Origin of the sequence: Maricaulis virginensis, assembly GCF_027922185.1 — a bacterium.
Classification (GTDB): Bacteria; Pseudomonadota; Alphaproteobacteria; order Caulobacterales; family Maricaulaceae; genus Maricaulis; species Maricaulis virginensis.
Map to the genome: position 1 here is coordinate 48,837 of NZ_BSFE01000008.1, position 24,331 is coordinate 73,167.

General features: G+C 67.1%; 19 protein-coding genes. 13 read left to right on the forward strand and 6 right to left on the reverse strand.

Annotated features, from left to right (window positions below):
- Positions 1-35 precede the first annotated feature (35 nt).
- The gene (locus PKE71_RS13305; RefSeq protein WP_271187477.1) at positions 36-2,264 is read left to right on the forward strand and encodes a prolyl oligopeptidase family serine peptidase; all 2,229 of its coding nucleotides are present in this window, start codon (positions 36-38) and stop codon (positions 2,262-2,264) included.
- A gap of 184 nt (positions 2,265-2,448) precedes the next feature.
- Here the strand turns inward: PKE71_RS13305 and PKE71_RS13310 are convergent, their stop codons facing one another.
- Genes PKE71_RS13310 through PKE71_RS13325 form a run of 4 tightly spaced genes read right to left on the reverse strand, consistent with a single transcriptional unit; the run spans position 2,449 to position 5,863 of the window.
- Positions 2,449-2,952, reverse strand: a complete 504-nt coding sequence (locus tag PKE71_RS13310; RefSeq protein WP_271187478.1) for a hypothetical protein — start codon at positions 2,950-2,952, stop codon at positions 2,449-2,451.
- Between the two features lie 55 nt (positions 2,953-3,007).
- The gene (locus PKE71_RS13315; protein WP_271187479.1) at positions 3,008-3,544 is read right to left on the reverse strand and encodes a DUF1254 domain-containing protein; all 537 of its coding nucleotides are present in this window, start codon (positions 3,542-3,544) and stop codon (positions 3,008-3,010) included.
- On the reverse strand, positions 3,544-4,116 hold the full coding sequence (locus PKE71_RS13320; protein WP_271187480.1) for a DUF1214 domain-containing protein: 573 nt from the start codon (positions 4,114-4,116) through the stop codon (positions 3,544-3,546). Before PKE71_RS13320 ends, PKE71_RS13315 begins: the two co-directional genes overlap by 1 nt.
- 46 nt (positions 4,117-4,162) lie before the next feature.
- Entirely contained in the window at positions 4,163-5,863 is a 1,701-nt protein-coding gene (locus PKE71_RS13325) for a hypothetical protein (protein ID WP_271187481.1), read from the reverse strand.
- Between the two features lie 168 nt (positions 5,864-6,031).
- Between PKE71_RS13325 and PKE71_RS13330 the strand changes: the two genes are divergently transcribed.
- The 4 genes from PKE71_RS13330 (at position 6,032) to PKE71_RS13345 (ending at position 9,121) form a co-directional block, all read left to right on the forward strand.
- Complete coding sequence (locus PKE71_RS13330) at positions 6,032-6,742, forward strand: response regulator transcription factor (RefSeq protein WP_271187482.1); 711 nt, start codon at positions 6,032-6,034, stop codon at positions 6,740-6,742.
- Positions 6,743-6,764: 22 nt separating this feature from the next.
- Positions 6,765-8,375, forward strand: coding sequence for a stimulus-sensing domain-containing protein (locus PKE71_RS13335; RefSeq protein ID WP_271187483.1), 1,611 nt, complete (start codon positions 6,765-6,767; stop codon positions 8,373-8,375).
- Between the two features lie 66 nt (positions 8,376-8,441).
- The gene (locus tag PKE71_RS13340) at positions 8,442-8,849 is read left to right on the forward strand and encodes a PTS sugar transporter subunit IIA (protein ID WP_271187484.1); all 408 of its coding nucleotides are present in this window, start codon (positions 8,442-8,444) and stop codon (positions 8,847-8,849) included.
- Positions 8,846-9,121 (forward strand): HPr family phosphocarrier protein, encoded by a 276-nt coding sequence (locus PKE71_RS13345; protein WP_271187485.1) that lies wholly within the window; start codon positions 8,846-8,848, stop codon positions 9,119-9,121. Before PKE71_RS13340 ends, PKE71_RS13345 begins: the two co-directional genes overlap by 4 nt.
- 76 nt (positions 9,122-9,197) lie before the next feature.
- Here the strand turns inward: PKE71_RS13345 and PKE71_RS13350 are convergent, their stop codons facing one another.
- Positions 9,198-11,240: a TVP38/TMEM64 family protein gene (locus PKE71_RS13350; RefSeq protein ID WP_271187486.1), complete on the reverse strand. Its 2,043-nt coding sequence runs from the start codon at positions 11,238-11,240 to the stop codon at positions 9,198-9,200.
- 210 nt (positions 11,241-11,450) lie between these two features.
- Here PKE71_RS13350 and PKE71_RS13355 point away from each other — a divergent pair, with 210 nt between their 5' ends.
- The 3 genes from PKE71_RS13355 (at position 11,451) to PKE71_RS13365 (ending at position 15,035) form a co-directional block, all read left to right on the forward strand.
- Positions 11,451-11,900, forward strand: a complete 450-nt coding sequence (locus tag PKE71_RS13355; protein ID WP_271187487.1) for a TonB family protein — start codon at positions 11,451-11,453, stop codon at positions 11,898-11,900.
- 134 nt (positions 11,901-12,034) lie between these two features.
- On the forward strand, positions 12,035-14,503 hold the full coding sequence (locus tag PKE71_RS13360; RefSeq protein ID WP_271187488.1) for a sensor histidine kinase: 2,469 nt from the start codon (positions 12,035-12,037) through the stop codon (positions 14,501-14,503).
- A 10-nt stretch (positions 14,504-14,513) separates the two neighbouring features.
- Positions 14,514-15,035, forward strand: coding sequence for a hypothetical protein (locus PKE71_RS13365; protein ID WP_271187489.1), 522 nt, complete (start codon positions 14,514-14,516; stop codon positions 15,033-15,035).
- Here PKE71_RS13365 and PKE71_RS13370 read toward each other — a convergent pair.
- On the reverse strand, positions 15,032-15,352 hold the full coding sequence (locus tag PKE71_RS13370; protein WP_271187490.1) for a 2Fe-2S iron-sulfur cluster-binding protein: 321 nt from the start codon (positions 15,350-15,352) through the stop codon (positions 15,032-15,034). The genes PKE71_RS13365 and PKE71_RS13370 overlap by 4 nt on opposite strands.
- A gap of 103 nt (positions 15,353-15,455) precedes the next feature.
- Here PKE71_RS13370 and tsaE point away from each other — a divergent pair, with 103 nt between their 5' ends.
- The 5 genes from tsaE to addA are packed head-to-tail and all read left to right on the forward strand — an operon-like array spanning position 15,456 to position 24,324.
- Positions 15,456-15,923 carry a tRNA (adenosine(37)-N6)-threonylcarbamoyltransferase complex ATPase subunit type 1 TsaE gene (gene tsaE / locus PKE71_RS13375; RefSeq protein ID WP_271187491.1) on the forward strand — a complete coding sequence of 156 codons (468 nt, stop codon included), beginning with the start codon at positions 15,456-15,458 and terminating at the stop codon, positions 15,921-15,923.
- The gene (locus PKE71_RS13380; RefSeq protein WP_271187492.1) at positions 15,910-17,010 is read left to right on the forward strand and encodes an aminoglycoside phosphotransferase family protein; all 1,101 of its coding nucleotides are present in this window, start codon (positions 15,910-15,912) and stop codon (positions 17,008-17,010) included. Before tsaE ends, PKE71_RS13380 begins: the two co-directional genes overlap by 14 nt.
- Positions 17,007-17,720 (forward strand): nucleotidyltransferase family protein, encoded by a 714-nt coding sequence (locus PKE71_RS13385; protein ID WP_271187493.1) that lies wholly within the window; start codon positions 17,007-17,009, stop codon positions 17,718-17,720. The genes PKE71_RS13380 and PKE71_RS13385 overlap by 4 nt, the downstream gene beginning before the upstream one ends.
- A complete protein-coding gene (addB, locus tag PKE71_RS13390; RefSeq protein ID WP_271187494.1) occupies positions 17,717-20,767 on the forward strand; it encodes a double-strand break repair protein AddB in 3,051 nt (1,016 codons plus the stop codon). Before PKE71_RS13385 ends, addB begins: the two co-directional genes overlap by 4 nt.
- Positions 20,764-24,324 carry a double-strand break repair helicase AddA gene (gene addA / locus PKE71_RS13395; protein WP_271187495.1) on the forward strand — a complete coding sequence of 1,187 codons (3,561 nt, stop codon included), beginning with the start codon at positions 20,764-20,766 and terminating at the stop codon, positions 24,322-24,324. Before addB ends, addA begins: the two co-directional genes overlap by 4 nt.
- Positions 24,325-24,331 lie beyond the last annotated feature (7 nt).

A 24,331-nucleotide genomic window follows, 5' to 3' on the forward strand; every position in this document is an offset into this window, starting at 1 on the left:
AACTGCGCGCGACACAAGTCAAAGGGGTGACTGACATGACGTTGAAGAAGCAGTTCTGGGCGTTGAGCGCGGGGGCGCTCGCGCTCGCCGCCTGCTCCCAGCCCGCGAGCGAAGAGAGCGATACCGTGACGACCCAGACACCGGAGACCACCAGCGAGCGCCAGATCGTCCAGATCGATCCGGAAAACGATCCGCGCGTCTGGCTCGAAGAGGTCGAGGGCGAACGGGCGCTGGAATGGGTCGAGGGCCAGAACGAGCGCACCTTCGATCGCCTGCGCGGCGATGCGCGTTATCAGGACCTCTATGACCAGGCTCTGGCGATCTATCAGAGCGAGGACCGGATCCCCTATGGCGCCTATTATGGCGGCTATGTCTGGAACTTCTGGCAGGATGCCGACAACACCCACGGCCTGTGGCGCCGCACCTCGCTGGCGAGCTATCTCTCCGAGGCGCCGGAATGGGATGTGATCCTCGATCTCGACGCGCTGTCCGAAGCCGAGGACCGCAACTGGGTCTGGCGCGGCGCCAATTGCCTGGCACCGGATTATGACCGTTGTATGCTGACCCTGTCGGACGGCGGGTCCGACGCGGCCGTGCGCCGTGAGTTCGACGTCTCCGACCGCGCCTTCGTCGAGGGCGGTTTCGAAACCCCCAACGCCAAGGGCGGTGTCAGCTGGGTCGACGAGAACACGCTGCTGGTCGGCCTGGCCACCAGCGAAGAAGACTCCACCGACAGCGGCTACCCCTCGGTCTCCTACCGCTGGGAACGCGGCACCGACCTGTCCGAAGCGACCGAAGTCGTGCGCGGCGACCGCGAGGATGTCGGCCTGTTTGCGTTCCGCACCGAGGACAGCGACGGCACCGTCTACATGATGGCTTCGGAAGCGGACACGTTCTACGACACGACCTGGTGGTACCTGCCGCTGGACAGCGATCCGGTGGCGCTGCCCATCCCGTCAAAATCGGACATCCAGGATCTCTATCAGGGCGAGCTGGTCTTCACGATCAACGAGGAATGGACGCCTGTGGAAGGCGGCGAGACCTATCCGCAGGGCGCGCTGCTCTCCTTCACCATGGCCGATTTCGTCGCCAGTGGCGAACTGCCGGAGGTGAAGACGGTCTATGTGCCGGGGGCGCGTGAATCCATCGGCGGTGTCGGTGCGACGGCATCGGCTCTCCTGGTGGCGATCGACGAGAATGTCGTCGGCGGGCTGGAAGCCTTCCACTACGAGAACGGAAACTGGAGCTCGGACACGGTGCCGGTTCCGGACAATATGACGATCGGCCTGGGTTCGACGAATTCGAACGAGGACATCGCCTTCATGAATGCCGAAGGCTTCCTGACGCCGGACTCGCTTTACATGGTCAATGCGGCCGAGCTGACGGTCGAACAGGTCAAGTCGATCCCGGACCGGTTCGACACCGAAGGCCTGATCGTCGAGCAGCATGAAGCCGCATCCACCGACGGTACGATGATCCCCTATTTCGTCGTGCGCCGTGAAGACGTGCCGATGGACGGCACCACGCCGACGCTCCTGTATGCCTATGGCGGTTTCCAGGTCTCGATCCGTCCGAGCTATTCCGGCTCGCGCGGCCAGCTCTGGCTGGAAAACGGCGGTGCCTATGTCGTGGCGAATATCCGCGGCGGTGGCGAGTTCGGTCCGGCCTGGCACCAGGCGGGTCTGAAGATGGACCGCCAGCGCATCTATGACGACCTGATCTCGGTCGCCGAGGACCTGCACGAGCGCGGTCTCACCAGCCCGCGGCATCTGGGCGTGTATGGCGGTTCGAATGGCGGACTGCTGACCGGTGTGATGTACACCCAGCGTCCGGATCTGTGGAACGCCGTCGTCTCGGCCGTGCCGCTACTCGATATGCTGCGTTTCAACCAGCTGCTGGCGGGCGCATCCTGGATGGGTGAGTACGGCGATCCGTCGGATCCGGACGAGGGCGGTTTCCTGCGCTCGATCTCGCCCTATCACAATGTCGATGCGAATGGCGATTATCCGGAAATCTACCTCTACACCTCCACCAAGGATGACCGCGTCCATCCGGGTCATGCCCGCAAGTTCGCACACCTTCTGGAGGAGCTGGGCCATGACTATCTCTACTACGAGAACACGGCCGGCGGTCACTCGGCTGCGGCCAATCTGGAAGAGACGGCCCGCCGCGACGCGCTGCTCTACACCTTCCTGATGCAGAAGCTGATGGACGATGTGGACCCGCTCGACGCCCAGGGCGAGGCACCGGCACAGGAAGAATAGCTGAGAAGGCCTTCCTACCCACGTCAGTGGGGAGGGGGACCCGCGAAGCGGGGGAGGGGTCGCCGCGGTACGCGGCGAAATTCTGGAGCCAAGCGTCTTTCGCGGCCGGTGGCCGCGACCCCTTCGACCCGATGCTGCGCATCGGCCCACTTCCCCACGATGTGGGGAAGAAACGCGTTGGCGCCTAGTCGAAGGCGGCGTCGACCGGCCAATCCTGGTCGGCGGAGCGCCAGAGGATGGAGGCGATCTTCCATTCACCCTCGATCTTGAACAGGGTGATGAAATTCACGCCTGTCACAAAGACCTCGCCGGTCACACCGCTCACGCCCTCATAGGCCGAGCGCACATAGGCCAGCTCGCCATAGATCGTGGTCTCGGTGCGCGTGGGACGTTCGGTGAAACCGTTCTCCACCAGCCAGGGGCCGGAGCGCTCGATATAGTCGTCCAGCGTGATGACACGGCCGCGGCCCTGCCCGTCCTCGCCCGGCGAAACGGCACCCATGGCGGCGCCGGGCAGGTAGAGATCGCGCATGGCATCGAAGTCGCGGGCCTGTCCGACCGGACCGGAAATCACGTCATACACGGCCTGGACGGTGGCCTCCACATCGGCACGGTCATCGGCCTGGGCCGGTGCAATGACGATGGCGGCGGTGCTGGCGGCGAAAGCCGCGCGGATCAGATGTTTCATGAAACCTCCCCGGATTGATGGGGCAGAGTTTCACCGCTCCTGCCGCGAGGGCAAGTTACTCATCGGACAGGCGGGCGCAGGTGAAGCCCCGGCGTTCCGTCTCGGCGGTGGCCATATCCGTGTCCGCATCGATGACACGGCGGTAGAGAATGAGGCCGCGCGAGGTCGGGGCTGAAACGGCATGGAAGCCGGCCGGAACCTCGGCAGTATCGGCGTTTCCGGTCAGCACGATCCCGACAGGCGAGGCATCGCCATCCCGGTCGCTGAAGACGGCGAAATTATTGGTCCGGGCATCGTAGAAGCTTACGGAGGTATAATTGCCGTCGGCGGGCCAGGGCGCTTCGACAACGACAGGCCCGTCCGACACGTCATAGACACACACAGAATAGAGAATATCCGGACTGGCGCGAACGATGGTCTGGTTGTCTTCGCGCAGGCGCGGCGCATGACGGACGTCGCCGGCCTCGCTGCCCAGCGCCCCGATCCGGTCCATCGCCTTGCCCATGATCACGCCGGGAATGGCGTTCAGCGCCAGCCAGAAACCGGCGATGGAGGCGATGGCAAAGAGACCGAGGGGCAGGAGCCAGCGCATCAGCTTGCCTCCCCGCAGCCGACCCGCTCGATCTCCGGCAGGTCGAGCGTTTCAGGGGCTTCGAGAACGACCGGGTCGGGATGATAAAGGCGCAGCGTGATCGAGAAGGCGCCGGACCGGCGCGTCGACAGCCAGGGCGTGCCGTCCGGGCGTCGCGGGCCGGCGATGAAGGTCCAGTCCGTATTGCCCAGATCGGTCCGGGTCAGGGCGTGGGCCTCGTCGCCATTGACCGGCAGGAAGTTGTCCTCGCCGTACAGCGTGAAACTCCACCAGCGTGTCGGCAGGGCGCCGCCGCTCACCCGGTACTGACAGGTCTCGCGCAGGGTCCGGCCGTTACTGTCCTCGAAGGCGGTGAAATAGACGGTTTCCGAGCGGTTGAGGGCGAGCAGGCCGCGGCGCGCGACGATGGCGCGGGTCATCGGTCCGGCGTCGCTGGCACCGATCAGCGGATTGGTGGCCCATGGGCCGACGCGCGTTCCCCCGATCTCGAGCGGACCGAAGACCAGAAACACCGCAAGCGCGGCACCGGCTGCAAGGCCTGCAAGGAGAAGAATGAGCGAACGCCAGATCATGCGCTCACTCTAGGCGGGCATACCGGGCTTTGGAAGCGGGTTCGTGTCAGGCGGCCTTGCCGGTCTGGGTGGCGAGTTGCTGCAACAGGCCGTGGATCGCCTTCAGCTTTGGCCGGCCGTCTTCGGTCTGGGCTTCGCTCAGCCCGGCGGCCGACTTGATCTGGCGCAGCGCGCGAGCCTGCGCATCGGTGGAGCACCGGCCAAGCGGCAGCGCACCGCCGGTTGCCAGACGCAGCAGGGCCGACGCCTTGTCGAGAGCGGGACGATCGCCGGCCTCGACCATGTTCAGGATCTTGCTCTGGTCGATGATCTTGACGCCGAGTTCGTCAAACTTCGCCGACAATTCCTGCTTGGCGTCCTTGGGGTAGGTTCCCTTGAGCACTTTTTTCTGGTGTGCGGCCAGGCGCGCCAGCCGTTCCAGCGGCTGAGCGCCACCACGGATATAATAGCCGTCCGCCTCGGACGAGCCGATGGTCGCCCGGACATAACCGGCCAGCTTGCTCTTGTTGGCCTCCCCCACGAGGTTTTCCTCGAGCATGAGCAGGCGGCTGACTTCTTCGTCGATATCGGCCGAGTGCTTGAGCAGTTCGTCGATCACTTCCGGCTGCAGGAGACGGGCCGAGCGCGCCGCGAAGGTCTTGATCAGACCGTCGGCCGGCAGCAGCGAGTCCGAGGAAATCACCAGGCGGCTCGCCAGATCGCGCGCCAGGCGGACCTCTTCGCGCACGCTTGTCGGACGCAGGCGGGCCGGGCGTTCCAGCTCCTTGAGCAGGCATTGCGCGATCACCGCGCGGCAACTGTCGAATTCGCGTGAATGGGTCCATTTCGCCAGACGGCGGGCACAGTTCGGCGCCATGCGCAGCGCATCTGCCTTGCCGTCACCGTCGAACAGGCAGGTCAGGCGCTCGATGGTCTCGCCGAGATCCTTGCACTTGCCCAGCAGGGCCTCGCGCCCTGCGTCGAAACTGATGACTTCCGACACATAGCTGTCCACCTCGCCCAGGGCAAAAGCGCGTGCGTCCTCGGCCTCGGGCAGTGTGTCGGCCATGTCGAGCAGGGCTTCCAGCTTGTCGCCATACTTGCGCTCGTGACGCAGACGGTCGGCCATCGCGGCGCGCAGCGTGTAGGCGCGCTTGTCGCCGGAGAAAATACCGTTTGCGATGTCGGCGAACTTCGCTTTCCTGGGGTATTCCGGCAGCTTGGCGTCACGGGCATCCTTGTAGATGCGGCCCAGCGCCTTCTGCACCAGCTCGTTGAGCTGTTTGACCAGGGTCTGGACATTGGCGTCCTGATCGCGGGCGCTGGCGACGGCCACTTTCTGCACCGCATGCTGCAGCTCGGTACCCGAGGCTTCCAGGCTTTCCACGAGGTCGGCGCGGTGCAGAAGCTCCATGGGCAGGGCCTGCATGCGTTCCAGCCAGCCGGTCAGCACCCGCTTGATGGTGTGCCGGGCGTGGGGCTTGGACAGGTCGTCCGGCGTCAGGCACGGCAATTGTGCTTCATTGGTCTTTTCTTCAATGGCGCCATAGGTCTCTGCCCCGCCCTCGAAAACCGTCATCGAACGGAATTTGCGGGCATCGTGGCAGAAGGTTTCCTTGCTGACCCGTGCAGAACCGTCCTTGTTCTTGGCCAGCAGCGTATGAGCAAGCTTGAGAGCGGCATCACGGCTGTCATGCGCCTCCGCCAGTGCCCAGCCGGCCTTCCGGTTCTTCTTGAAAAAAACCTCGTAGTGGATATCGCCCGGCATGTACCCAGCCCCTTTGAACGGCGGAATACTGTCGCAAGAGACTTAAAACCCGGTGAACCATGGGGATAATCGGCGCTCGATGCTTGGCGCGATGTGCAGTGCGTGTCTATTGTCGCCACAAATTCAGGTTTCCATGACGGCCTGGACATAACCGAGCCCGGAGACAGCATGGCTACGATTGCACTGGTCGACGACGACGAGAACATCATCACATCGGTTTCCATTTTCCTCGAAGGCGAGGGCTATCACGTGCGCACGTACAATGATGGTGCGTCTGCGCTGACGGCCCTGGCAGAAGATCCGCCGGACCTGGGTATTTTCGATATCAAGATGCCGCGGATGGACGGTCTGGAACTTCTGCGCCGCCTGCGCCAGTCCTCGAACATCCCGGTCATTTTCCTGACTTCCAAGGATGACGAGTTCGACGAGGCTCTGGGGCTCAATCTCGGTGCCGACGACTATATCACCAAGCCTTTCTCCCAGCGCCTCCTGGGCGAACGGGTGAAGGCGGTGTTGCGCCGTGCCCGCGGACAGGATGCGCCGGTCGGCAGCGGCCCGCTGGAGCCGGGCGACAGCAAGCCGCTCGAGCGCGGCAGCCTGGTGCTCGACCCCAATCGCCACGCCTGTTCCTGGGGCGGCGAGCCCGTGCGTCTGACGGTCACCGAATTCCTGATCCTGCAGGCCCTGGCGACGCGCCCGGGCTATGTGAAGAGCCGCGACAATCTGATGGATGCGGCCTATGACGACCAGGTCTATGTCGATGACCGGACGATCGACAGCCACATCAAGCGCATCCGCAAGAAGTTCCGCGAAGTCGACAAGTCCTTCGACGCCATCGAGACCCTCTACGGGGTGGGTTACCGCTATAAGGAAGACTGACACGGCATCCTGGCGAAGCGGATTGCGCCGGGCCGGTACGGTCCTGCGCAATCTGACGCCGCGTCCCAGCTCGCGGCTGGCCCAGCTGATCCTTGTCGCCAATTTCGTGGCGCTGGGAGTGCTGGTCGCCGGCATGCTGGCGCTGACCGAGACCCGCCGCGGCCTGGTCAATGCCAAACTGGATTCGCTGCGGGCCCAGGGTGAGCTGATCGCCAATGTCCTGGCCGAGGGCGCGTCCGACGGCGCGCCGGCGCCCGTGCTGCGCAATGACGATGCGCGGGCTATCCTGCGCCAGCTCTACGTGCCCGAAGAGTCGCGCGTGCTCGTTTTCGACAAGGGCGGGCAGATCGTTGCCGACAGCCATCTGCTGGCCGATGTGTTCGAGGAAACCGTGCTGCCCCCGCCCGGCCAGCCGCGCCCGGATCTGGCCAATACGGCCCGCAGCCTGCCCAGCCGGATACTCGATACGGTGTCCAACCTGCTGCGCTCGCCCGAGGAGCGCGCCGCGCTCGACCGGGATCTGGTAGACGAGGTACGCCAGGTCATCAATGGCGAGATCGTCGCCGGCGTACGCCGCGAAGCCGATGGCCGCCGTGTCGTGTCCGTGTCGATCCCGATCCAGCCCGTGCGCGCGGTTGTGGGCGTCGTCACCATCGAGAGCTACGACCTCGACCGTCTGATCGAGGCGGAACGGCGTGCGCTCCTGCCCTTCATACTGATCGCCGCCCTGGTGACGACCATGTCGTCGCTGGCACTGACAGTCTTCATCGCCCGGCCGGTACGGCGTCTGGCCCGTGCGGCGCGTGAAGCCCGGCGGGCCGGCGGCCGCCGCGTGAAAATGCCCGATCTGCGCTCGCGCAATGACGAGATCGGCGAGCTTGGCGTTGCCCTCTCCGACATGACCGAGGCGCTCTATGATCGGCTCGACGCGATCGAGAGCTTCGCCGCCGACGTGTCGCATGAGTTGAAGAACCCGCTGACCTCGATCCGCTCGGCTGCCGAAGTCCTGCCCAATGCGCGCGATGCGGAACGCCGCGACAAGCTTCTCGCCGTTATCCTCGCCGATGTGCGCCGGTTGGACCGGTTGATCTCGGATATCTCGCGTGCGTCGCGGGTCGATGCGGAACTGGCGCGCGAGGATGTCGGCCGGTTCGATCTGGCCGGCCTGCTGTCCGAGCTGGCCGACACCTATAACGCGATGGATGGTCGGCGCGCCGAGATCGTGATCGAGCGCAAGGTGCGCAACGGGCTGGTTCTGGGCCGCGACGGACCGCTGGGCCAGGTTTTCCGCAATCTGCTCGACAACGCCATGACCTTCAGCCCCGAGGGCGGCAAGGTGTGGGTGCGGCTGGTGCGGGGGCATCGCAATGGCCGGCCCAGCCTTCTGGTGCAGGTCGATGATGAAGGGCCCGGCATTCCCGAGGCCAATCTGGAGACCGTCTTCCAGCGCTTCTATACCGAGCGCCCGCGTGGCGCGGCCTTCGGCACGCACTCCGGCCTGGGCCTGGCGATTGCGCGCCAGATTGTCGAGGCGCATGGCGGCCGTATCACCGCCTCGAACCGCAGGGCCGAGGAGGGCGGGGTCGCCGGTGCACGCTTCACCGTGGAGCTTCCTGCAGCCACGGCTGACTGACAAATTGATCCGACCGTTGCAAAAAGACGCTTTCCCGCCGTTCCAAGGCGCGGTTAGATATCCGTCATGATCGGAGTCGTCGTAGTCTCTCACGGCCGTCTGGCTGATGAATTCGTGGCCGCCACGGAACACGTGGTGGGCCCCATGGATGCGCTTCTGGCTGTCTGCATCGGACCGGATGACGACATGGAAAAGCGCCGTGCCGACATTCGCGAGGCCATTGCCGACGCGGATCGCGGCGAAGGCGTGCTTGTGCTGACCGACATGTTCGGAGGCACACCGTCCAATCTTGCGATCTCGTTGCTGGATCCGGGCAAGGTCGAGGTCATTGCCGGGGTCAACCTGCCGATGCTGATCAAGCTCGCAGAGGCCCGCTCGCGGGCCGATCTGGACAGCCTGGCCCGCATGGGCGAGGACGCCGGCAAGCGCTATATCGCGATTGCCTCGAATGTGCTGGAAGGGGCCGGCAAGTGACCCAGATTGCCCGGCGGGCCGTGATCCGCAATGCCCGCGGCCTGCATGCGCGGGCAGCCGCCAAATTCGTCGAGATGGCGCAGGGCTTCGACGCCGAGATCCACGTCTCGCGCGACGGCGAACGGGTGAATGCCGACTCCATCATGGAATTGCTGATGCTGGCGGCAGGCAAGGGTTCCGAGATCGGCATCGAGACGTCCGGTCCCGACGCGGAGAAGGCGGCGGACTCCCTGACCGAGCTGGTCGAGGCGGGGTTCCACGAGGAAGACTGACGCCGCCTCCGCCCGGCATTGCGCATGAAAAAGGCCCGCAGATGTGCGGGCCTTTTCGTGTCCGGTGGTGCCGCTGTCAGGACGCCGGCGTGTCCGCTTCGCTGCGCTCGACATCCAGGTCCGGGGTGCCGGGCGCCGTGTCGCCTGCCTGGCGCGCCGGCAGCATCGGGTCATTCCCGTCATCGTCGAACAGCGGGTCGTCGACCGGCGCCGCCGCAGCCGGTGCTGCATTGCCCGCCGCTTCCACGGCCGCAGCCACGCGCGACTCGACCTCATCGAGCGCCGGCGAGGTCGACGGGGTTGCAGGCAGACCGGCCGGTTCTGCAGGCGTGGCACCGGCCGTTTCGGCCGCCGCTGTTGCGTCAGCATCGGATGTGTCCGCTGCTCCGGCCTGAACGGCTGGCTGGCTTGAAGCCGGCATGGGCGGAGGCGAAGCGAGCGGCATGGTGCGTTCGTCTTCCATCGATGCGGTGTCTTCGGCCTCATCGGCATCCGTGGCCGGTGCGTCATCGTCCGAGCCCTGCTCGGCCGCGCTCAGCGCGGCAGCCGCGGCAACGGCATCAAGGCTGGGAAGATCGTCATCCTCTTCCGGGGCCGCGGTCTCGGCGGGTGTCGCCGTTTCCGGCTCGGCGGTCTCCGAGGCTTGTTCAGGGGTCCCGGCAGCGCCGGCCTGCGGTTCGGCCGCTTCGACTTCGGGCGCCGCGTCGCTGGCGGCAGCGTCATCGTCGGACGCGACAGACGGATCCGCCTCCGCCTCGACCGGCGGCTCGGCGTCGTCTTCGGCAGCCGGCTCGACCACAGCGATCTCGGCCGGCAGCACGGCTTCGACCGGGGCCGGGGTTGTGTTGCCGGTTTCCGGCTCGGTCTCGGCCGCAACGGGCGCGTCATCCGCTTCCGCCGGAACGGGTGCAGCCTCGGCGTCCGGGGTCGCGTCATCAGCCGTGCTCGACTGATCGTCCATCTCATCATCGGCCGCAGCCGAACTGGCGGTCTCGTCTTCGGCATGCACGGCTTCTGCTTCGCCGGCATCGCCGGGGCGGGCGCTGGTCTCGGCGGTCGGGCTGGGATCGCCGTCAGCTGCCGCGGGCGGCAGTTCCAGTTCCGGTCCGGCCTCTGCTTCACCATTGGCCGCGTCATCGGCGGGCTCAGCCGCTTCTGCGTCGTCCGCGGTCGTTTCCGTATCATCCTCCGGCCGGGCTGCAGTATCGGCGGGAGCCGTGGCCGCAACCGCCGCCGTGGCGGCTGCAGCGGCGACACCGCCGGCATCGCTGCCGCGCACGCTTTCCTGCGGCGGATTGCGCAGAACATGTCCGGCCAGACGTTCGACGCGCGCATTGAAACGCCCGGCATCGCGGACCCGGTTGAAGAAGCCGGCCGCAAGGAAGAGAAGGACTGCGCCGCCGATCAGGGCGAGCGTCGCCCCGACCCCGCCGAAGATAACACCCGCCATGACGGCGAATGCGGCAAAGGCGGGCACGTAGAGCAGGCGCCAGGACCGCGCGAGATAGGCGACAAGTGCGAGCACGCCGCCACCGATTGCGATCCCCCATTCCGTGAGCTGGTCCATCGGCACGAAGCCGAGGCCGGCGATCGCGTCGAGCAGGCCGGTGGGCAGCGCGGCTTCCAGGCGCCAGCCGGCCAGGCCCGGGGCGACGGCCGCAAGCTCGTCCATGATGCTGAAGGCAGGGATGCCGGCCATCATGCCGCCATTCATTTCCGTCAGGAAAGCGTGCAGCAGCGGCCAGACGGCAGCGAGCGCAGTGAGCGCGAGCAGCAGGACCGAAAGCCACCAATTGAAGCCGCGCGTCACGCCGGAGCGGGCCAGCAGCGTCGTCGCGTCCGGTGTCGTGCGGACCCAGGTCTCGCGGGTGTGATTGATCAGGGCCGCCGGGCGGGAGCGGCGGTTCGGGCCGGCCTGCACGCGCAGGATCGTGGCGCTGTCGCCCGGCGTCAGGGCATTGGACGCTTCGGCCAGCCGGATATCGTGATCCATGCCGTCATCGTCGCGCAATTGTCCGGACGCGCCGTCAGCCTGTCTGATTTCTCCGGAAATCGTGAAGAAGTCGATCCGGCGGGCGCCATAGGCCTGCCCGGCATGCGCGGTTGGTAACAAAGACATGGTTCAACGCACCTCTGACATCAGGTCATACACCAGGTCCGCGTGCCGGAATGGATCAAATCGGCGCGTCCCTCACCCAATTGAAGGCGAACCCTACAAGTTCGGGGCCGAAAATTGAACGCCTTAATCCTCTCTTAACAAAATGTTCGTCTTGCCGCGGCCGTGAGGAACCGGCTTGAGTGACCCGGATAAAGCGATAGCTTGCCGGTCATGCGCGCGATCCTGATCCCCCTCCTTCTTGCCTTTTCGTCCTGCACGGCGGTGCCGCAGGCGATACCGCTGCCCGGAACAGGCGCGACGCGCGGCCCCTTCATCCCGCGCGACGAATTCCCGGTTCCGCCCAATGTCGAACGCCTGATCGGGCCCGAAGACTGCCGCGGCTCCACGCTGGCAGCGGTCTCGGCCGATATCCCCGATTATCCCGTGCGTGCCTGGTCGCTGGGGCGGCAGGGCTGGGTCGTGGTGCGGTTCGATGTCGAGGCCAATGGCGATGTCGACAATGTCCGCATCGCGCGTGCCGTGCCGGACGGCCCGTTCAACCGGGAGAGCCGTCAGACCGTGCGCGCCTGGCAGTTCCGCCCGCTCGACGCGGGTGTGGACCGTCTGGACAATTGCGTGGTCATGTTCGAATTCCGCGCCGGTGAAGTCGCCCTGCGCTAGACGCGTGCTGTTGCGGCTGTAGCGTTAATTATTTTTGCGGCCTCAGGCATCGCCCCGGACTCGCGCGCCCGGTATCATGCTGATTCGCGCGGACCCGACATGGGTGGGCAAAGGGCCGCGCCCAGGACAGCTCGATGACGGGACAGACATTTCAGATCGTGACGCTCATTGTCACCGTCGGTGCGATGGCTTTCGCCGTCGCCGTCGGGCTGTGGGCCTACCGTCTCACGGCCGGCGCCCGCACGGCCCAGCTGGTCTGGCGCCGCAAGCTGGCCGAGCTGGAAGACCGTCTTGCCCGCGCCGACAGCGTGTTCGGCGCCCATCCCGGCCTCGTACTTGTCTGGGACGACGCTACCTTCGACGAAAGCGATACGGGCTGGGGCCAGCCGCGCATCTTCGGCTCCTCCGTCGCCCTGGCCTCCCTGCTGCGTTTTGCCGAAGCGACCGATGGTCCCAATCCCGCCGGCATCCTGATGGAAGGTCTGGCGGATTATGAAGCGCGCTCCGCGGGCGGTGACGAAACCACGCTGCGCCGGCGCTTCAACGAGCTTGCGCAGAAGGGCCAGCCCTTCTCGCTGACGATTCTCGGGCCGTCCGGCCGCTTCCTGGAAGCCGACGGCCGCGCTGCCGGAACCCAGCTGGTCGTCTGGCTGTCCGACGCGACGATCCGGGGGCTGGAGGAATCCAATGCCCGCGGCCGCATGGAAGAGGCGCGACGGCTGGTTTCGAAGGACCCGATGGCTTTTCTGGACATGCTGGGCCGCGCCCCGGTTCCGGCCTGGCGGATGAATGTGTCCGGCCGGCTGGAATGGGTGAACCAGGCCTATGTCGCCGCCGTCGAGGGCAAGGATCTCGATACGGTGCTGCAAAAGCAGACGGCACTGGATGCGGGCATGTCCGACCAGGCGGTGCAGGCTGCCGAGCAGGGTGAACCCGTGTCGGAAACCCGCACGGTCGTTGTCGAGGGCCGCCGCCGCTCGATGCAGTTCCTTGTCTTCCCGGTATCGGGCGGAGCCGCCGGCTTCGCAATCGATTCGACCGAAGCCGAGGAGGCCAAGTCCGATCTGGCGCGCTTCCGCCGGGCTCATGACGAAACCCTGAACCACATGGCCGAGGCCGTGGTGGTGTTCGACCGGTCCAAGCGTCTCAATTTCTACAACACGGCCTTTTCGCGCCTGTTCAAGCTGGACGATGCCTGGCTGAACGAGCGCCCGGGCCATGGCCAGTTCCTCGACCGGATGCGCGAAAAGCGGCTGCTGCCCGAACAGGCGGACTATTCCGGCTGGAAAACCGACGAGCTGGCCCGCTACGACCTGCCGCCGACCGACGAGACGCCGGACGAGCTGTGGCCGCTGCCCGATGGCCGCACCCTGCGCGTTGCCCGTCAACGCCACCCGCTGGGCGGCCTGATGCTGATCTTCGAGGACAAGACCGACGAGCTCGCCCTGCGCGCCCGCTACAACACGCTGATCAATGTCCAGCGCGCCACGCTCGACAAGCTGCACGAGGCGGTCGCCGTGTTCGGTGCGAATGGCCGCCTGCAGCTGCACAACAATGCCTTCGAGGATATCTGGGGTTTCGAGGCCGAAGAGCTGGACGGCCAGCCGGAGTTCGACCAGGTCGCCGAGACCTGCGCCGCGCTGTTTGCCGACGACCGGGTGTGGAACGACATCAAGGCGCGCGTCACCGATCCCAGCCCGCAGGCCCGCAAGCAGGTGACCGGCGAGATGCGCCGGTCCGACGATCGCGTGCTGACCTATCTCACCCGTCCTCTGCCCGATGGCGCGACGCTGATCTGCTGGGATGACGTCACCGACAGCCGCCGCATCGAGGAAGCCCTGCGCGAACGTGCCGAGGCGCTGGAAACCTCCGAGCGCATCAAGACCGAATTCGTCGAACATGTGAGCTACCAGCTGCGCACGCCGCTCACCACGATCAACGGCTATGCCGACATGCTCGCCCAGGGCTTTGCCGGGGCGCTGAGCGATCGGCAGAAGGAGCCGATGGCGGCGATCCAGATGGCCGCCGAGCATCTGGCCAAGCTGGTCGACGACATTCTCGATGTCGCGGCGATCGATGCCGGCCAGCTCGAACTGGATCTGGGTGATGTCGACGTGGCCGATGTGGCGCGCGAGGCCGCCGAGCTCATTCAGGCGCGCGCCGACCATCATTCGATCAAGCTTGGTGTCGATGTCGAGGGCGCGTCCGGCCTGATCCGCGCCGACCGGAACCGTATCAAGCAGGTCGCGATGAACCTGCTGTCGAATGCGATCCGGCACGTCCAGACCGGTGGCGAAGTGACCATCGGTGCGCGCCGCTCGGAAGACCAGCTGACGCTCTGGGTGGCTGATGACGGTGAAGGCATTGCACCGGAGAAACAGGCGACCGTGTTTGAACGCTTCTCGCGCGGCGAGCGCGGCGGCGCCGGCCTCGGCCTGTCCCTGGTAAAGGAAATCGCCCAGTTGCACGGCGGCTGGGTGGAGCTGCAGTCCGAGCCGGGCAAGGGCACCAAAGTGTCCTGTCACTTCCCGTCGGAACCGCATGGCAATGCCGTGCCGCCGGAACTCGACCTGGCCCGCCGCCCGGCGTCGGGCCGCGCCTGAGGCGGGGGCGATGTGGCCGTTCCGGCGCACGCCCCGGCTGATCGAGCTCGACGATATCCCTGAATGCGATTTCGGTGCGCCCTGTCCGATGCTGTCGGCCTGCGAGGGACGGATGAGCCTGGTTTATCTGATGCAGGACACCGATCCCGACTGGGACGGGGAGACGGCACGCGCCATCGACTTCGACACCGCCGACCTGCCGGTTGCCGCCATCCGCTTCGTCCGGCCTCATGCCCACAAGGCCGGGCCGCCGGGCGAAGAGACACTGTCTGGACACCCGCTGGCGTCGCGAGGGCTTTATCCCTGCGGTGCGTTTGAAGTGCGCCGGTCGGACTGGATCGATGCGCTGCGACAGGTGGACAGTATTCGCCCGTCGCACAATGGCGAGCGCTTCCGCAAGCTGCGGCACTTCATCTTCACCTTCCGCGAATCCACGATCGAGGTTGCGGCCGGCGGTTACGAGGTCGCGCTCCTGGGACCGCTGTCCATCCGCGAGGCGCTGCAGCTGGAAGCAGGACGCCTGGCGCGCTAGCCTTGGTGCTCCGGCATGCGGACGATCAGGCCGTCCAGCGCGTCGGTCACGGTGATCTGACAGGACAGGCGCGAGGTCTCCTGGACGTCTTCGGCGAAGTCCAGCATCGACTCTTCCATGGGTTCACGCGAACCGGTCTTGTCCGCCCAGGCCGGGTCGACATAGACGTGGCATGTCGCGCAGGCGCAGGCACCGCCGCAATCGGCGTCGATACCGGGGACAAGGTTGCGCACCGCGCCTTCCATGACCGACAGGCCGTTGGGAACGTCGATCTCGTGCTCGGTACCGTTGTGCTCGATATAGGTGATCTTCGGCATGCGTAACTCCGTGAACCGCCATGGACATGAACAGCGTTCACAGCAGAGTCAAGATACAGCCTCACCGCTTGCCGCTGCGCCCGGGCTTCGCTAATCGCATGGCATGGGGTCTTCACACACGCATCACCTCGATGGACTGGAAGCCACACGCCGCCTCGGCGCCCGCCTGGCCGCGGTACTAGCGCCCGGCGATGCCGTGCTTCTGACCGGCGATCTGGGGGCGGGCAAGACCACGCTCGCTCGCGCCGTGATCGCGCAATTGTGTGGAATCGAGGAAGCGCCCAGCCCGACCTACACGCTGGTCCAGGTCTATGACACGGATGCGGGCGACGAGGTCTGGCATGCAGATCTCTACCGTATCGAGGACCCGTCCGAGCTCGACGAGCTTGGACTGGACGACGCGTTCGACTCGGCGATCTGTCTCGTGGAGTGGCCGGACCGCCTGGGCGACAGGCTGCCGCCGGACCGTCTGGAAATCCTGTTGAGCGGTGAAAACACCGACTTGGAGTCAGGCCGCAAAGCCCGGATAACGGGGTATGGCCGGTGGGAGGAAAGAGTTGACGACATCTGATCGCGATCGCGCCCTCGACGCGTTTCTCGACCGAGCCGGCTGGGCCACGGCACAGCGCCACCCCCTGGCCGGTGATGCTTCGACGCGCCGCTATGTCCGCTTGGCCGACGGCGCGCGCACGGCGATGCTGATGGATGCGCCCTCCGGCGCCGAGGCGCCTGCCTGCCCGCCCGATGCCAGCCCCGAAGAACGCAAGGCGCTCGGCTATAATGCCGAGGCGCGTCTGGCCGGTCCGAACCTGACGGCTTTTGCCGGACTGTCGGACGCGTTGTGCGAGCGTGGCTTTTCTGCCCCGTCCATCCTGGCGAGCGATCTGGAACACGGCTTCCTGCTGCTCGAAGATCTGGGTGACGCGCTGTTCGCGCGGCTGCTGCCGGACCAGATGCACGAAGGCTCTCTCTATGCCGCCGCCGTCGACACTCTGGCGGCGATCTACCGGTCCAGCTTCCCCGATGCGGTCGAGGCCGGCGGGCAGAGCTGGCCGCTGCAGGCCTATGATGCGACGGCCCTGATGGCCGAGGCCGATCTCTTCGTCGAATGGTTTCTGGGCCGGCATGCGGGCGTGACCCTGTCCGAGGCGGCGCTGGACGAATGGCGCGCCATCTGGACCCGCGCCTTCGGCCGGCTGGAAAACTGCCCGCCCGGCCTCGTGCTGCGCGACTATCATGCGGAGAACCTGATCTATCTGCCGGAGCGCCAGGGCGAGGCTTCGGTCGGCCTGCTCGACTTCCAGGACGCGCTGATCGGCCATCCGGCCTATGATCTCGTCTCCCTGCTGGAGGACGCCCGCCGCAATGTCGACCGCAAGCTCGCCGTGCCGCTGAAGGCGCGCTTCGTCGAGCGTGCCGGCCTGCGCGATGCGGCCGGGTTCGACGCCGCCTATGCCGTCCTCGGGGCCCAGCGCAATGCCAAGATCCTCGGCATTTTCGTGCGGCTGGCGGTGCGCGACGGCAAGGCGCGCTATCTCGACATGCTGCCGCGCGTCGCCCGCCACTTCGCAGGCGATATCCAGCATCCCGCGCTGATGGAGCTGAACCTGTGGGTCAAGGCGCATGCCGGCGCCGTGCTGCTGGAAGCGCACAAATGACGCGGATCACACGGGGCATGGCCCTGGCCGCCGGGCTGGGCACGCGGATGCGGCCGATCACCGATGAGCGGCCCAAGGCGCTGGTCGAGGTCGGCGGCAAGGCATTGGTCGACTGGGCGCTGGAGCGGTTCGCCGCGGCGGGTGTCGAGGACTGCGTCGTCAATATCCACCACTTCCCGGAGCTGATGCGCGCTCATCTCGAACGCCATACCGGCACGCCGGCCATCGCCATCTCGGACGAAACCGGCGAGGTTCTGGAGACCGGCGGCGGCGTGGTGAAGGCGCTGCCTGCCTTGGGCAATGATCCGTTCTTCGTCTCCAATATTGACGCGGTCTGGGTCGATGAGGGCGCGCGCGAACTCGACCGCATGCAGGCGGCCTGGGATCCGGAGCGGATGGATGTGCTCCTGCTCCTCGCGCCGATGGAACGCACACTCGGCTTTGGCGGTGCCGGCGATGTCTTCCTCGAAGCGGAGGGGCAGGTGCGGTTCCGGGGCGCAGCCCCGTCGGCCCCCTACGCCTTTGCCGGTGTCCATATCGTCCATCCGCGCATTCTGGCCGGCCGCAAGGCCGAGCGCTTCTCCATGATGGAGATCTGGAAGGCACTGCAGCCGGAGGGACGTGTCCATGGCATCGCCATGGAGAGCTTCTGGATGCATGTCGGCGACCCGGGCGCCCTGCGAGAGGCCGAGGCGCGGCTGAAAGGGTGAGCGCGCGGATCTTCGATACGCCGGCCCCGCGCCTCTTCACCCTGCCGCCGCAGGACGATTTCCTTCGCACCGTTGCCCGCACCCTGCGCGCCGAATTCGATGCGGCGGGCAATCCGGATGCCCTGACCCGTATCCTGATCCTCACGCCGACCCGCCGGGCGGCCAAGGCGCTGGGCGACATCTTCGCCGAGGAAGCCGGTACCGGCGTCGCGCTTCTGCCGCTGATCCGGCCGATCGGCGATGTCGATGTCGACGATCCGCCCTTCGAGCCCGGCGAGCTGGCGGGCATTGCGCCGCCGCCCGTCTCGCCCGCCCGCCGCCGGTTCGAACTGGCGCGGCTGATACTGGCCAAGGAAGCCGCCCTGGGCCGGCCGATCGGCATCGGCGGAGCGCTGGCGTTGGCCGAACCCCTGGCTGCATTGATGGACGATCTGGCGACCGAGGAAGTCAACGACTTGTCCGCCATCGACGAGGCCATGCGCGATCATCTGCCGGCCGACCGGCGCGAGGCGGTCGAGTTTATCGACATCGTGCAGCGTGTCTGGCCGGCGCGCCTGGCCGAGCTGGGCCTCACCGATGCCGCGGCGCGTCGCTCGCTCGTCCTGCGCAAGCTGATCGAGCGCTGGCAGACCAGCCCGCCCGATCATCCCGTGCTCGCCATCGGCTCGACCGGGTCGATCCCGGCGGCCCGCGACCTGATGCAGGTGATCGCCGGCCTGCCGCAGGGCGCTGTCGTGCTGCCCGGCTTTGACTGGGATGCGGATGATACCGCCTGGGCCGCCATTGACGACGTGCACCCGCAATGGGCGATGAAGGAATTCGTCGCTCGCTGCGGGGTGGCGCGGTCCGACGTTCGTGCCTGGCCGGGTGCTGCCGAGGCGCGTCCCGCCGAGATGCGTCGCCGGCTGATTGCCGAGGCCTTGCGCCCGGCCGGGACGACGGATGAATGGATGTCGCGGATCGGGCATCTGCGCGGGCGCTTCGGCGAGGACTTTTTCGAACGCGCATTGTCGGGCCTCGCACTGATCGAGGCACCGGATCCGATCAGCGAGGCGCGGGCCTGTGCGCTGATGCTGCGCGAGACGCTGGAGACGCCCGACTGCACCGCCATCCTCGTCACACCCGACCGCGCGCTGGCGCGGCGGGTCTCCGCCGAGATGACCCGCTTCGGCGTGAAGCTGGACGATTCCGGCGGCGCCTCGCTGGCCGAGACACCGGCCGGGGCTTTCCTGACACGCCTGCTCGATGTGGCCGAGGATCCCGGCAGCGTTGTCGCTCTGTCGGCGCTGTGGAGCTCACCCCTGTTCAGCGCCGGTTATCCGCGCGGAATGGTCCACACCGTCCTGGCCAAGTTCGAGGCTGAAGCCCTGCGCGGTGCGCGGCCCGGACATGATCTTGCCGCCGTGCGCCAGCGGCTGGACGGCAAATATGTCGAGCTGTTCGACGACGACAAGGCGCTGGTCCGGACGCTGCTCGACCGTCTGGAACAAGCCTTCGCGCCGCTGATCGACGGTGCGACGCGCAGCGCGGCCGCCTGGGCGGAAGCGCATGCCCGCGCGGCGGAGGCCCTGTCGGCAACACCGCAGGGCGAGGGCGCGCTGTGGGGCGGGGAAGGCGGTGAGGCGGCGGCCGGACTGGTCCGTTCGCTGCTGGAGGAGAGCGACAGCCTGCCGGAGATGTCGCTGACCGATTATGCCGCAGCCGTGCGCGAACTGATCGGCGCGCGGCGCGTGCCGCCCAGGCTGGGCGTGCATCCGCGCCTGCAGGTTCTCGGTCCGCTGGAAGCGCGTCTGATCTCGGCCGACCGGGTGATCCTCGCCGGGCTCAATGAAGGCGTCTGGCCGGCGGGACTGGGCGCGGACCCCTGGCTCTCCCGCGGCATGCGGATCGCGGCCAAGCTGGGCGCGCCGGAGCGCCGCTATGGCCTGGCCGCGCACGATTTCGCACAGCTGGCTGCCGCGCCTGATGTGATCCTGACCCGGGCGGGCAAGGCCGATGGCGCGCCGACTGTTGCCTCGCGCTGGGTCTGGCGCCTGAAGACGCTGGCCAGCGGCGCGCTGGGCGAAGTGGGGGCCGCAGCCGCGCTGGCGCCGAAGACCGACTATCTCGCCCTGGCGCGCGTGCTCGACGAGACCGGCAGGGCACCTGTACCGGCACCGAGGCCTGCCCCGTCTCCGCCCGTTGCCGAACGGCCGCGCAAGCTGTCGATCACGGAAATCCGCACCTGGGTCCGCGACCCCTATTCCATCTTCGCGCGCCATGTTCTCGGCCTGCGCCGGCTCGATCCGGCCGACATGCCGCCGGGCGCGCGTGAGCGCGGGACGGCCCTGCACGCCGCGCTGCAGGATGTGGTTCCGCTCTGGCGCGCTGCCGTGCCCGCCGATGCCGAGGACCAGCTCGTCGCGGCCGCGGAACCCTATCTCCTTGAATGGGGATTCCAGCCGGGCGAGATGGCGGTGGAGCTCGCGCGCTTCCGCCGGGCTGCGGCCTGGCTGGTCGCCTGGGAACGGCGCCGTCGCGATCTCGGCATCACGGTCGACCAGGTGGAGATCCGGGGCGAGCGGACACTGGACGGGCCGGCCGGCGATTTCGTGCTCTATGGGCGGGCTGACCGGTTCGACCGCCACCCCGATGGCCGGATAGATGTGATCGACTACAAGACCGGCTCCAGTGCTTCGCCCAAGGAAGTCGCCGCCGGGTTCGATCCGCAATTGCCGCTGACGGCGGCGATCGCGGCGACCGGGAACGGCTTTCCCGATCTGGCGGCTGCGCCGGTGGCGGGGCTCTATTATCTGGCGCTGCCGGGCAATGCGAAGGGCGGCGAGGAGCGGCGCGTGGACAGTGGCCGCAACCAGCCCGATGCCATGGAGATGGCGGAGAAGGCACTGGAAGATCTTACCGGCTGGATCGCCCGTTTCGATGACGAAACGATGCCGTATGAAAGCCAGACGCGTGCCAAGTATACCAATGATTACGGCGACTTCGACCATCTCGCTCGCCGCGGCGAGTGGGCAAGCGCGCCGGACGGGTCGGAGGGCGACACATGAACGCGCCCGGCTTCGACGATACGATTCGCGCGGCTGCGTCCGACGCCCAGAAGCGGGCCGCCCATCACGGTGTCAGCGTCTTCGTGGAGGCCAATGCCGGCTCGGGCAAGACCCGCGTGCTGGTCGACCGGGTGGTGAACATCCTGCTCCAGGGCGTCGCGCCGGAGGAAATTCTCTGCGTCACCTATACCAAGGCCGCCGCGGCCGAGATGAAGGATCGTCTCTTCACCCGTCTGGGGCGCTGGTCGGTCGCCGGGGCGGAGGAGCTCGAGCGCGACCTGAAGGAACAGCTGGGTCATGACGATTTGCCGGTCGGGCAGATCGAGGATGCCCGCCGCCTGTTTGCCCGCGCCCTGGAAACGCCGGGCGGCCTGAAAATCCAGACTATCCACGCCTTCTGCGAGAACCTGTTGCGGCGCTTCCCGCTGGAAGCCGGCGCGCCGCCCGGCTTCGACACGCTGGACGAGGCCGAGGCGGCACGGCGGATCGATGCTGCACGCCAGCGCGTGCTGTGTGCCTTGCCGCAGGAAACGGTGGATCTGGTGCTGCGCACAGGCGGGCCGGACGCGTTCGCCTCCATCATGGGGTGGGCCCGCGGCCGCCGGCATGATTTCCGCGATGCGCTGGACCGGGCGGGCGGTCCGGACGGGCTGGTCGACACACTCTATGCGACGCTCGGTCTGGAGACCGGTGCTACGGCGGATGCGCTGAAGGCCGAAGCCTGGGCGCAGGCGCCGCACGATCATCTCGAAGAGACCGTGATCGTCCAGCGCAATCATGGCGGCAAGACCGATGCCGGGCGCGCCGATCTGATCGAGCAGGCCCTGAAATCCGCGCGCGCGGAAGATGCGTTCGATCTCTACGTCCAGGTTTTCTTCACCGACAAGGGGCGCGGCACGCCGGCCAAGTCGTTGCTAACCGCCAGCTGCGACAAGGTCGCGCCGACCGTGAAGCCGATGCTGGAGCGCGAATGTGCCCGGCTGGAAAAGGTCCGCGACCAGGTCCGGGCGGCGGCGGTTGCGGAAGCGAGCGCGGCGGCGATCCATATCGCGGCGCGCTTTGTCGAGGCCTATGAGGACGAGCTGCAACGCCGCCGGGCGCTTGATTTCGACGATCTCGTCCGGCTGGCCGGCGATCTCCTTCGGCCAGAGAACGCGTTTTCCGGCTGGGTCGGCTACAAGCTCGACGGCACGCTGGCGCACGCGCTGATCGACGAAGCCCAGGATACTGCGCCGCGGCAGTGGGACATGATCCGCGGACTGACGGCGGAGTTTTTCGCCGGTGCGGGCGCGCGCGAAAGCGGACGGACGCTCTTCATCGTCGGCGATGAAAAGCAGTCGATCTACTCCTTCCAGGGCGCCGAGCCGGCCCGCTTCATGGAGGAAGGCGACCGTCTTGCCGCGGCCGCCAGCGCGGCCGAGCTGGGTTTCGAACGCCCCGGTCTGGATGTGTCCTTCCGCTCGGCACCGGAAATCCTCGCCGCTGTGGACCAGGCCTTCGCGCCGGAAGCCGCTGCCTTCATGGCGCCGGAGACGAAATTCCAGGCGTCAGACCGCCCCTTTGCCCGCTATCAGAGCCATCGTGCCGCGCGCATGAATACGCCCGGCTGTGTCGAGTTCTGGCCCGCCGTGCCCAAGCCGGAAAGCGTCGAGGAGGCTTCGATCTTCGATCCGGTCGATTCGAGCGCGCGCGGTTCGGCGCGGGATATCCTGGCCGAGACGGTCGCCGAGGAGATCCGCGCCATGCTGGCGCGCGGTGACGGCGTCTGGGAAGAGGCGCGCGGCGCGTTCAGCCAGCGCCCCGTCCGGCCCGGCGATATCGCCATCCTGGTCTGGCGCCGCACCGGCGGCTTCTTCGAGGAAGTGATCCGCCAGCTCAAGCTGAAGGGCGTGCCTGTGGCGGGTGCCGACCGCATGGTGCTCAAGGAGCAGACGGCGGTGAAGGACATGCTGGCGCTGGCGCGCTTCGCGATCACGCCGGGCGACGATCTGGCGCTGGCCGAACTGCTCAAATCGCCCTTCTTCGATCCTGCCGACGGCGGTCCGCCGGCGATTGACGATGATGTGCTGCTCGATCTGGCGCGCCGCCGCACCTCCACGCGCCGCGGCACGCTGTGGAGCGCGCTCTTCACCAGCGACGATCCGCGCCTGTTCGAAGCGCGCGAGGCCCTGAAGGCCGTGCGCGATGCGGCTGACAGCGACCGGCTCTACGATCTCTTCGCCAGCTTTCTCAATGCGCGCACGCCGACGGGCGAGACGCGCTGGGCGCGGGTCTATGCACGCCTGGGCGAGGAGGCGTGCGATCCGCTGGAGGAATTCCTGGCGCGGGCGCTGGATCACGAGCGTGAAGGCGGCGGGGCACTGTCTTCCTTCCTCGCTGCGATCGGGACCGAGGACACCCAGCTCAAGCGCGAGATGAGCCATGACCGGGACGAGGTCCAGGTGATGACGGTTCACGCCTCCAAGGGGCTGGAGCGGCCGGTGATCATCCTGCCGGACACGACGCGCTCGCCGCTCACCGGCAAGGGCGATGCGATCCTGACCCACCCCGAAGCCGGCCTGATCTGGTCACAGCGCAAGGCGGAGGATCCGCCGGCCGTGGCCGAATTGCGCGAGACGGCCGCCAACCGCCTGAAAGCCGAGCATGGCCGTCTGCTTTATGTGGCCCTCACCCGTGCGAGGGACCGGCTGATCGTGTGCGGCTGGCGTCAGGGCACTGGTGCGCTGGGCCAGATTTCCGATGACAGCTGGTATGCGCGCCTGGCCGAACACTGGGGCGGGGAGGGCTGGGACGAGACCGACACGCCGCTGTCCGCCCGTATCGAGGACATCGGCGCGGGCCTGCGTTTCGGTCCTGCGCCGGTCGCGCTGGGCGAGGCCGAACGGGCCCGCCGCGCGGTCATGGCGGTTCCGGACTGGGCGTGCATTCCGGCGCGCAGCGAACAGTCCGGCGTGCGCGGTGTGGCGCCGTCGAGCTTCCTCGGTGGCGAGGAGGCGGATTTCGAACCGCCGGTGCTCTCGCCGCTCGCCGATCCAGGCGCGCACCGTTTCCGCCGCGGCGATGTGATCCACAAACTCCTGCAGACCCTGCCGGACCTGGACCGCGAGCGCCGGCGTGAGGCGGCCGAGCGCTTTGTCGCGGCGCAGCCCGGTTTCTCCGACACCGACCGGCAGGTGATGATCGAAGAGACGCTGGGCATTCTCGATCATCCCGACTTTGCGCCCCTGTTCGGACCGGGCAGCCGGGCCGAGGTGTCGCTGGTCGGCCGGGCGCCGGATCTTCCCGGAAATGTGATCGTGCGCGGCCAGGTCGACCGGCTGGTGGTGACGGACAGCGAAGTGCTGATCGTCGACTACAAGACCAATCGCCCGCCGCCGGAAGACGTTGCTGCAGTGGCGAAAGTGTATATCGGCCAGCTGGCGACCTATCGTGCCCTGCTCCGCGCGGTTCATCCCGGAAAAACGGTACGTTGCGCCCTGCTCTGGACGGATGCAGCGCGGCTCATGGAAGTGGCAGATGAGGTGATGGACGCCGTGCTGGACGGGGCAACGGCTTGACGGCGGC